This window comes from Mumia sp. (assembly GCF_028803055.1).
Classification (GTDB): Bacteria; Actinomycetota; Actinomycetes; order Propionibacteriales; family Nocardioidaceae; genus Mumia.
This window is the reverse complement of record NZ_JARBCJ010000005.1, coordinates 33,338-43,443: the sequence shown is the minus strand read 5'-3', so window position 1 is coordinate 43,443 and position 10,106 is coordinate 33,338. Positions and strand designations below refer to the sequence as shown.

The window sequence follows — 10,106 nt, the reverse complement described above, 5'->3', positions numbered from 1 at the left end:
CACATCGACGCGAGCTGGTCCATCGAACCCGTCGGGGCTCCCGCGTAGTCGTTCTCGCCCCGCTGGCAGATCAGGGCCGTCTCGACCGGGTCGACCTCCCAGCCCTCCAGGCCGGCCAGCGCCACCGCGATACCGCACTCGATCGCGGCCGAGCTGGAGAGGCCGGCGCCGAGGGGGACGTCGGAGGAGATCACGAGGTCGGCGCCCCCGGTCGTACGGCCGGACTCTGCGAGGGCCCACACGGTGCCTGCCGCGTAGCGCGCCCATCCGTCGACGTCGCCGGGGGCGGTGTCGGCGCCGAACTCGACCGACCGGTCGGTGATCCCCGACCACACACGCACACGGCCGTCCGTGCGCCGCCGAGCCTTCACGGTGGTCTGCAGGTCGATCGCGATGGGGAGGACCGGGCCGCCCACGTAGTCGAGGTGCTCGCCGATCAGGTTCACGCGTCCGGGAGCCGCCCAGACACCGACCTGACCATCGGGAACGGGCTCGGCTGCAGTCATGCGAGCCATCCTCGCGCATGGCGTCTCGCTACGCTGGAGGGGTGGACGAGACCCTGTGGAACATCGCCCTCGTGCTCGAGATCATCCTCCTCGGCGGTGTGTTCGCCGCGGCGGAGATGGCGCTCGTCTCCCTCCGTGACTCCCAGCTCCCCGAGATCGCCAGCCGGGGCAAGCGCGGCGCGACCGTCGCGCGACTGGCGTCGGACCCGAACCGCTTCCTGTCGGCGGTGCAGATCGGTGTCACCCTCAGCGGGTTCCTGTCGGCCGCCTTCGGTGGCGCGACGCTCGCCAACGACCTGAGCCCGCTCCTCGAGGAGCTCGGCCTGTCGTCCGGCGTCGCCTCCGTCGCCGCGCTGATCCTCACCACCGTCGTCATCTCGTACCTGTCGATCGTCTTCTCGGAGCTCACCGCCAAGCGCCTCGCGATGCAGCACTCCGTGGCGTTCGCGCTCGCGCTCGCACCGGGGGTCGACGCGATCGCCCGGTTCGCGACGCCGGTGATCTGGCTGCTGTCGGTGTCGACGAACGTCGTCGTGCGGATGCTCGGGGGCGACCCGTCGGCAGCCCGGCAGGAGATCACCGACGTGGAGCTGAGGGGCCTGGTCCAGACGACGCAGGGTCTCTCGGACGAGGAGCGCAGCATCGTCGAGGACGTCTTCGCCGCGGGTGACCTCCAGGTCCGCGAGGTGATGCTGCCGCGGACCGAGGTCGACTTCATGGACAGCTCGCTGCCGGTCTACAAGGCCGTGCAGCTGGCCCGCGAGAAGCCACACTCCCGCTACCCGGTGATCCGGGGGACCGCGGACGAGGTCGACGGCTTCGTCCACGTCCGCGACCTGTTCGACCCCGGCATGCGAGACCGCGCCGTACGGGTCGGTGAGCTGGTGCGTCAGGTCGTGATGATCCCCGGGACGCGGCCGGTGCTCGCCGCGATGACCGACATGCGTCGTGCCAACACCCATCTCGCGATCGTGGTGGACGAGTACGGCGGCACCGACGGGATCGTCACGCTCGAAGACCTCGTCGAAGAGCTGGTCGGCGACATCCGCGACGAGTACGACACCGCCGACTCCGAGACGACCCGGTTGCTCGGCGGCGCCGTCGAGGTCGACGGGCTGCTCAACCGTGACGCCTTCGCCGACGAGACGGGGATCGAGCTTCCCGAAGGCCCGTTCGAGACGGTCGCGGGATATCTGGTGGCCCGGCTCGGCCGGATCCCCGAGGTGGGGTCGTCGGTGCCGATCGACGGGTACCGCCTGACGGTGACCGCGATGGACGGGCGCCGCGCAGCGCGCCTGCGGGTCGAGCCCGAGTCCGCCGCAGCGAATCCGGAGGCGCCGCCCGAGGAGGGGCTGGCAGAATCGGAGCATGCCTGACGCCGCTACCTCGCCCCGCCGTGTGCTCTCCGGGATCCAGCCGACCGCGGACGCGTTCCACATCGGCAACTACCTCGGCGCGGTGCGGCACTGGGTGGCGCTGCAGGAGGACCACGACGCGTTCTACTTCATCCCCGACATGCACGCGATCACCGTCGCGTTCGATCCCGCCGTCGTGCACGCCCGGACCTACCGTGCCGCCGCGCAGCTGATCGCGCTCGGCCTCGACCCGCGGCGGGCGACGCTGTTCGTCCAGAGCCATGTCCCCGAGCACGCCGAGCTCGCGTGGGTCCTCAACTGCATCACCGGGTTCGGCGAGGCCCGCCGGATGACGCAGTTCAAGGACAAGTCGGCCAAGGGCGGCATCGAGCAGGCCTCGGTCGGGCTCTTCACCTATCCGGTCCTGATGGCTGCCGACGTGCTGCTCTACCAGGCCGACGGCGTCCCGGTCGGAGAGGACCAGCGTCAGCACCTCGAGCTGACCCGCGACCTCGCGCAGCGTTTCAACAGCCGCTACGGCGACACCTTCACCGTGCCGAAGCCGCTCATCGTCGCCGACACCGCCAAGATCCTCGACCTGCAGGACCCGACGATCAAGATGAGCAAGTCGGCGTCGTCGCCGAAGGGCATCCTCGAGATCCTCGAGGAGCCCAAGTCGGCGGCCAAGAAGATCCGGGGCGCGGTCACCGACTCCGAGGCGGAGGTGCGCTTCGACGCTGAGGAGAAGCCGGGTGTGTCCAACCTGCTCTCGATCTACTCGGCCCTCACCGGGCGGTCGGTCGACGACATCGTCGCCCAGTACGCCGGCGGCCAGGGCTACGGCACCTTCAAGGTCGACCTCGGTGAGGTCGTCGCCGACTTCGTGACACCGCTGCGCCAACGCACCGAGGCGCTGCTCGCCGACAAGGCCGAGCTGGACGCCGTCCTGCGCGACGGCGCGCAGCGGGCACGCGAGGTCGCGTCCAAGACGCTCGGCGACGTGTACGACCGTGTGGGGTTCGTCCGCGCACGCTGACACGAGCCGTCGGCGGGGATCACTCGCTGCCCGGCCAGCCCGTACGGCCGAGCGCTAGGGTGGTCGCCATGCCCACGATCGGCGTCGCCATTCCCGTCCCCGAACCCTGGGGAAGCGAGCTGCGCGAGCACCGCGCGGAGTTCGGCGACACCCAGGCTGCGCTGATCCCGTCCCACGTGACCCTCCTCCCGCCGATGGAGGTCTCCGAGCGTGCGCTCGAGATGGTCAACGACAAGCTCCGCGTGGACGCTCGTGCCATCGAGCCGTTCGTGATGAGGCTCCGGGGGACGGGCACGTTCCGGCCGGTCTCCCCGGTGGTCTTCGTCGCGGTCAGCGAAGGCATCTCCAGCACCGAGCAGCTCGCCAAGCACATCCGCGACGGACTGCTCGACGAGGGTGAGCTCGAGTTCCCCTACCACCCGCACGTCACCGTCGCGCACCGCGTGAGCGAGGCCGCGCTCGACCGGGCCTACGAGGAGCTCGCCGACTTCTCGTGCGAGTTCGAGGTCCGCGCGTTCGCGGCGTACCGGCACGACGACGAGGTGGGATGGGTTCCGTACCAGGAGTTCGAGCTCGGCTGAGGTCGCGGACGCGCGGACGGGGGGAGCGTCGTTGGGCAGGCTGATCGAGCGGGTCAAGGCCTGGTTCGCGTCGGTACGTCGTCGACGACCGTTCGTGGACCACGTGGCCCGGACCGTCGCGCACTTCATCGCGGTACGCGGCAACATCCTGTCGGGAGGCATCACCTACTTCGGGTTCCTCTCGGTGTTCCCGATCCTGGCGCTGGCCTTCTTCGTCGTCGGCTACCTCTCCGAGTACGTCCCCGGCGCGCAGGATGCGCTGGAGACCGCGATCGACCAGATCCTGCCCGGCATCGTGACGACGCAGAGCCCACCGCCCGACGGCATGATCTCCTTCGACCAGATCGCGGCGAGCCGCAACATCGCCGGTGTGCTGGGTGTCCTGGGTGTCCTCTACACCGGCCTCGGCTTCGTCTCGAACCTGCGGACGTCGCTCGAGGCGGCGTTCGTGGTGCCGCCCAAACGGACGTACGGATTCCTGCCCGGCAAGCTGCGCGACCTCGCAACGCTCGTGCTGGTCGGCATCATCCTGCTGCTCTCGGTCGGGATCTCCGGCGCGGTCACCCGCTACACCGGTGACCTTCTCGACCGGATCGGGATCTACAGCCTGCCGATCGAGATCGCCGTCGGCGTGCTGAGCGTGGTGCTGGGCGTCGCCTCGAGCACCCTCCTGTTCTTCGCGATGTACGCGATCCTTCCGCACACCGACGTGCCCCCGCACGCCCTGTGGCGCGGCGCGTTCCTCGCAGCGATCGGGTTCGAGGCGATCAAACAGCTCGCGTCGTTCGTCCTGGACGCCGCTGCCGGTGGGGGACTCGCGTCCCTGGCGCTCGCGGTGACGCTGCTGGTCTGGATCCACTTCTTCGCCCAGCTCACCATCTACGGCGCTTCCTGGGCGCTGACCTCGCCCGAGTCCCGCACGCGCGGCGTCGTCGTCGAACCCACGATCGTGCCGTCGGTCGGCGCAGAGGTCACTCCGGCAGGCCTCGCCCCAGCGCCGCAGGCGGCGCCAGGGCGAGAGGAGACGGCCACGCCGTCGCGCGTCCTCCTGCTCCTGGCCGGCCTGGCTGTGGCAGCGTGGGCCTGGCTCCGGCACGACAAGGCGAGGAACACACTGTGACCAGAAGACTGCCCTCGAACGCCGAGATCGAGGAGGCGTACGCACGGGTGCGCCCGCTGGTGCGCCGCACTCCGGTCGTCGAGATCGACGGTGGAGACGTCGGGGTCGCCGGACGCGTCCTGCTCAAGCTCGAGCTGCTGCAGCACACCGGCTCGTTCAAGGCGCGCGGCGCGCTCAACACGGTGCTGAGCATGCCCGAGGGCACGACAGGTGCCGTGGCCGCGTCGGGCGGCAACCACGGTGCCGCGGTGGCGTGGGCCTGCGGCATCGCCGGCATCGAGGCGGACGTCTTCGTCCCCTCGACCTCTCCGACCGAGAAGGTGCGGCGGATCGAGCAGTACGGGGCGACCGCGCACGTCGTCGACGGCTGGTACGCCGCCGCGTACGAGGCCTCGCGTGCCTGGGCGGAGGGCCGCGCCGTGGTGCCGGTGCACGCCTACGACGAGGACACGATCGTGGCCGGGGCGGCGGGGGTCGGGGTCGAGATCGGCGACCAGGCGCCGTACGCCCGACGGGTCCTGGTGCCGTGTGGTGGCGGCGGGCTCTACAGCGGCACCGCGCTCGCCCTGCGCGACCAGATCCCGGTGGTCCCCGTCGAGCCGGACCGCTGCCCCTCGCTCACCGCCGCGCTGGCCGCCGGTGCGCGGGTCGACGTCGAGGTGTCGGGGGTGGCGGCGGACTCGCTCGGCGCGGCGCGGACCGGTGAGCGGGCGTTCGCGGTCGCCCGCGAGCTCGGAGCCGAGCCGATGCTGGTCAGCGACGACCAGATCCTCGCCGCACGACGTCTGCTGTGGGACGAGTGCCGGGTGCTCGCCGAGCCCGGAGGTGTGACCGCGCTGGCGGCGCTGGTCGCGGGCAAGGCGGACGTCCGCGAGGGCGAGACGGTGGTCGTCGTCATCTCCGGCGGCAACCACCCGACCATCCCCGACGACGTGGTGGCCACGGTCTCTCGCTGACTCGTGGCCGAGGCAGGTTGAGAGGCAGGGTCAGCCGATCAGGTCCACGTCGACGCCCAGGTCCTCGGCGGCGAGCCCGCGCAGGTGCTCGACGAGGAGGTCCCGGAAGGCGCGGGGGGCCAGCGGGAGCGCCTCCGTACGGCGGTGTGCGAGCGCGATGGTCCGGGTGAGCTCCGGCTCGCCGATCGGGGTGCCGCGCAGCGACGGGCGTGACGGCAGCACCATGCCGGGGACCACCGCGTAGCCGAGCCCGGCCTCGACGAACCGCAGGACCGCGTTCATCTCGCCGCCCTCGATCGCCAGGGTCGGCTCGAAGCCAGCGTCGAGGCAGGCCTTCATCGTGGTGTCGCGCAGGTCGTAGCCCTCGCGGAACATCACCAGCGGCACGCCCTCGAGGTCGCGGACGGCGAGGGGATCCTTGCCGGGAGCCGGCGCGTCTGCGGGCCCGGCGACCACCAGGCGCTCGCGCAGCAGCGGCGTGGCGACGAGGTCGGGATCGTCGCTGCGCAGGGGCACGATCACGAGCGCCAGGTCCAGGTCTCCTCGGCCGAGCGCGCGGGTCAAGGTGCGGGAACCGCCCTCGGTCACCTCGAGCTCGATCCCCGGGTAGGTCGAACGGAAGGCGATCAGGGCGTCGGCCATCAGGCCCTCCCACATCGAGGGCGTCGCCCCGACGCGGACGCGACCGCGTTGGAGGCCGGCCACCTCCCTGACGGCGCGCAGGCCCTCGTCGTGCTCGATGATGATCTCCTGGGCGTGGGGGAGAAGCGCTTCGCCGGCGGGGGTGAGCCGGACGGCTCCACGCTCACGCTCGAACAGCGCGGTGCCGAGCGAGTTCTCCAGCACTCGGATCTGCTTGGACAGGCTCGGCTGAGAGACGCCGCAGTCGTCCGCGGCCTGGGTGAAGTGCCGCGTGCGGGCGACCGCGACGAAGTAGGTCAGCTGCTGGATCTGCACGACTCCAGTGTGCCATGCCTGTTGGCTATGAAAGTGAGCCTCAGTATGACTTAGCGCAGTCGGTGGAGTGCGGCCTATCGTGAGCGGGTGGCGACAACCGAGATCACCAAACCGCGACCGGGCGCCCGACGCTCCACGGTCGCGCTCAAAGCACTCATGGCGGTCAGCGGCCTCATCATGGTCGGCTACCTCCTGCTCCACATGTACGGCAACCTCAAGGTCTTCAGCGGCCAGGCGGCCTTCGACGAGTACTCGCACCACCTGCGCACGCTCGGCGAGCCGCTCCTCCCTTATGAGGGACTCCTCTGGATCATCCGCGTGGTGCTGCTCGCGGCGATCATCGCCCACGTCTACGCGGCCGTGGTGCTGACGATCCGAGACCGCAAGGCGACCCGCACCTCCCCGGGATCCCGATACAAGTCGAAGAAGAACAAGCGCGGCTTCCAGCGCAGCTACGCGTCGTTCACCCTCCGGTGGGGCGGCGTGATCATCTTCCTCTTCATCATCTTCCACCTGCTGAACCTCACGACGAACGACATCGCCCCGGGCGGCGCCTCGCCGAGCCCGTACGAGCGGGTCCTCAACACGTTCGGCGAGTGGTACATGGTGCTCGCCTACACGGTGGCGCTGCTGGCGGTGGGCTTCCACCTCCGTCACGGCGTGTGGGCCGCGGGCATGACCCTCGGCGCCAACACCAGCGCCAAGGCACGTCGCAACCTCAACCTTCTCGCGTACGCGGTCTCGGGAATCATCACCATCGGCTTCCTGATCCCGCCGTTCGCCATCTTCTTCGGATGGGTGGGCTGACCCCATGACCGTCAACGTCTCGGAACGCACCGACGACTTCACCGACCTCTACGACCTCGGCGCCCCGATCGCCGACACGAAGGCGCCCGACGTCGACGTGACCAAGCGCTGGGAGACCCGCCGCTTCGAGGCCAAGCTGGTCAACCCGGCCAACCGCCGCAAGCTCAAGGTCATCATCGTCGGCACCGGCCTCGCCGGCGCCTCGGCGGCCGCCACCCTGGGTGAGGCCGGCTACCAGGTCACCAGCTTCTGCTACCAGGACAGCCCGCGACGGGCGCACTCGATCGCCGCGCAGGGTGGCATCAACGCCGCCAAGAACTACCGCAACGACGGCGACTCGATCTATCGGCTGTTCTACGACACGGTCAAGGGCGGCGACTTCCGGAGCCGGGAGTCCAACGTCTACCGGCTCGCCGAGGTCTCGGTCGAGATCATCGACCAGTGCGTCGCCCAGGGCGTGCCCTTCGCCCGTGAGTACGGCGGACTCCTCGACAACCGCTCGTTCGGCGGCGTGCAGGTCTCGCGCACGTTCTATGCGCGCGGCCAGACCGGCCAGCAGCTGCTGATCGGCGCCTACCAGGCGCTGGAGCGTCAGGTCGCCGCGGGGACCGTCGTCAACCACACCCGCCACGAGATGCTCGAGGTGATCGTCGCCGACGGCCGCGCCCGCGGGGTCGTGGTGCGTGACATGGTCACCGGCGAGATCGAGTCGCACTTCGCCGACGCCGTCGTCCTCGCGACCGGCGGCTACGGCAACGTCTTCTTCCTGTCGACCAACGCGATGGGGTCCAACGTCACCGCGCCCTGGCGGGCGCACCGCAAGGGCGCCTACTTCGGCAACCCCTGCTACACGCAGATCCACCCGACCTGCATCCCCGTCTCGGGCGCCTACCAGTCCAAGCTCACCCTGATGAGCGAGTCGCTGCGCAACGACGGCCGCATCTGGGTCCCCAAGAAGGCCGGCGACGACCGTCCGGCCGCGGAGATCCCCGAGGAGGAGCGCGACTACTACCTGGAGCGCCAGTACCCGGCGTTCGGCAACCTCGTGCCTCGTGACATCGCCTCGCGCGCCGCCAAGTACGTCTGCGACGAGGGCCGTGGCGTCGGTCCCGGCGGCCTCGGGGTCTACCTCGACTTCGCCGACGCGATCGCCCGCCTCGGACGCGCCACGGTCGAGGCGAAGTACGGCAACCTCTTCGACATGTACGCCCAGATCACGGGCGAGAACCCGTACGAGACGCCGATGCGGATCTATCCGGCCGTGCACTACACGATGGGCGGGCTGTGGGTCGACTACGACCTGCAGAGCTCCATCCCGGGCCTGTTCGTGACCGGCGAGGCCAACTTCTCCGACCACGGCGCGAACCGTCTCGGGGCGAGCGCGCTGATGCAGGGTCTGGCCGACGGCTACTTCGTCCTGCCCAACACGCTGGCGAACTACCTGGCCGACGGCCCGTACGAGCCGGTCGACGAGTCGCACCCCGCTGCCGTCGAGGCCAAGCAGCAGGTCACCGACCGCATCGAGAAGCTGCTGTCGATCAACGGCACCCGGACGGTCGACTCCTTCCACCGCGAGCTCGGCACCATCATGTGGGAGTACTGCGGCATGGCGCGGTCCGAGGGCGGGCTGCTCAAGGCGATCGAGCTCATCCGTGAGCTGCGCACGGAGTTCTGGCGAGACGTCAAGGTGACCGGCGTCAACGAGGACCTCAACCAGACCCTCGAGCGCGCCGGCCGGGTGGCCGACTTCATCGACCTCGGCGAGCTGATGTGCATCGACGCGCTCCACCGCCGCGAGTCCTGCGGAGGCCACTTCCGTGTCGAGAGCCAGACCGAGGACGGTGAGGCGCTGCGTCACGACGACGAGTACGCCTACGTCGCGGCCTGGGAGTTCGGTGGGGACGGCGGCAAGCCGGTCCTGCACAAGGAAGCACTGGTGTACCAGAACGTCGAGATGAAGCAGCGGAGCTACAAGTGAAGATCACCATTCGTGCGTGGCGTCAGGCCAACACTTCCGACCAGGGCACGATGGTCGGCTACGAGCTGGACGACGTCTCGGAGCACATGTCGTTCCTCGAGATGCTCGACGTGCTCAACGAGCGCCTCACCCTCGAGGGGGAGGAGCCGATCGCCTTCGACAGCGACTGTCGCGAGGGCATCTGCGGCATGTGCGGCGTGGTCATCAACGGGCTGGCGCACGGCCCGGAGCGTACGACCACCTGCCAGCTGCACATGCGGTCCTTCAACGACGGCGACGTCATCGACATCGAGCCGTGGCGCTCGGCGAGCTTCCCGGTGGTCAAGGACCTCGTCGTCGACCGCGGGGCGTTCGACCGCATCATCCAGGCGGGCGGCTACATCAGCGCTCCGACCGGATCGGCGCCCGAGGCCAACAACCTCCCCGTTCCCAAGGAAGACGCCGACCGCGCCTTCGAGGCGGCCGCCTGCATCAGCTGTGGCGCTTGTGTCGCCGCCTGCCCGAACGGCTCGGCGATGCTCTTCACCGCCGCCAAGATCACCCACCTCGGCCTGCTCCCGCAGGGACAGCCCGAGCGCGCCGAGCGCGTGGTGAGCATGGTGGAGCAGCACGACGCCGAGGGCTTCGGCAACTGCACCAACATCGGCGAGTGCACGGCAGCCTGCCCCAAGGGCATCCCGCTCGAGACGATCTCGCGGCTCAACCGCGACCTGCTCGGAGCGCTTGCCAAGGGCAAGGACTGACCGACGTCCGTCCGACGGCCCGCACCTGGAGCAGGTGCGGGCCGCCGACTTGCCGCCGGCCGGGGCG

10 protein-coding genes are annotated in these 10,106 nt (G+C 70.0%); 8 read left to right on the top strand and 2 right to left on the bottom strand.

What is annotated here, in order from left to right; translation table 11 throughout:
* Positions 1-506: galactokinase family protein (locus tag PV363_RS01260; RefSeq protein WP_301021519.1), on the bottom strand; the 506-nt coding region annotated here is incomplete at its 3' end.
* Positions 507-547: 41 nt separating this feature from the next.
* Between PV363_RS01260 and PV363_RS01255 the strand changes: the two genes are divergently transcribed.
* From PV363_RS01255 to PV363_RS01235, 5 genes are all read left to right on the top strand, one after another.
* Entirely contained in the window at positions 548-1,882 is a 1,335-nt protein-coding gene (locus tag PV363_RS01255; protein WP_301021518.1) for a hemolysin family protein, read from the top strand.
* Positions 1,875-2,897, top strand: a complete 1,023-nt coding sequence (gene trpS, locus PV363_RS01250) for a tryptophan--tRNA ligase (RefSeq protein WP_220341952.1) — start codon at positions 1,875-1,877, stop codon at positions 2,895-2,897. Before PV363_RS01255 ends, trpS begins: the two co-directional genes overlap by 8 nt.
* 68 nt (positions 2,898-2,965) lie before the next feature.
* Positions 2,966-3,478 (top strand): 2'-5' RNA ligase family protein, encoded by a 513-nt coding sequence (locus PV363_RS01245; protein ID WP_220341951.1) that lies wholly within the window; start codon positions 2,966-2,968, stop codon positions 3,476-3,478.
* Between the two features lie 31 nt (positions 3,479-3,509).
* Complete coding sequence (locus PV363_RS01240) at positions 3,510-4,598, top strand: YihY/virulence factor BrkB family protein (protein ID WP_220341950.1); 1,089 nt, start codon at positions 3,510-3,512, stop codon at positions 4,596-4,598.
* Positions 4,595-5,554 (top strand): serine/threonine dehydratase, encoded by a 960-nt coding sequence (locus PV363_RS01235; protein WP_220341949.1) that lies wholly within the window; start codon positions 4,595-4,597, stop codon positions 5,552-5,554. The genes PV363_RS01240 and PV363_RS01235 overlap by 4 nt, the downstream gene beginning before the upstream one ends.
* Positions 5,555-5,584: 30 nt before the next feature.
* On the opposite strand, the gene PV363_RS01230 is transcribed toward PV363_RS01235, so the two are convergent.
* A complete protein-coding gene (locus tag PV363_RS01230) occupies positions 5,585-6,511 on the bottom strand; it encodes a LysR substrate-binding domain-containing protein (RefSeq protein ID WP_220341948.1) in 927 nt (308 codons plus the stop codon).
* 87 nt (positions 6,512-6,598) lie between these two features.
* Between PV363_RS01230 and PV363_RS01225 the strand changes: the two genes are divergently transcribed.
* Genes PV363_RS01225 through PV363_RS01215 form a run of 3 tightly spaced genes read left to right on the top strand, consistent with a single transcriptional unit; the run spans position 6,599 to position 10,039 of the window.
* Positions 6,599-7,318 (top strand): succinate dehydrogenase cytochrome b subunit, encoded by a 720-nt coding sequence (locus tag PV363_RS01225; RefSeq protein WP_220341947.1) that lies wholly within the window; start codon positions 6,599-6,601, stop codon positions 7,316-7,318.
* Positions 7,319-7,322: 4 nt separating this feature from the next.
* Complete coding sequence (locus tag PV363_RS01220; protein WP_220341946.1) at positions 7,323-9,296, top strand: fumarate reductase/succinate dehydrogenase flavoprotein subunit; 1,974 nt, start codon at positions 7,323-7,325, stop codon at positions 9,294-9,296.
* Positions 9,293-10,039, top strand: coding sequence for a succinate dehydrogenase/fumarate reductase iron-sulfur subunit (locus PV363_RS01215; protein WP_220341945.1), 747 nt, complete (start codon positions 9,293-9,295; stop codon positions 10,037-10,039). Before PV363_RS01220 ends, PV363_RS01215 begins: the two co-directional genes overlap by 4 nt.
* The last annotated feature ends 67 nt before the right edge of the window (positions 10,040-10,106 follow it).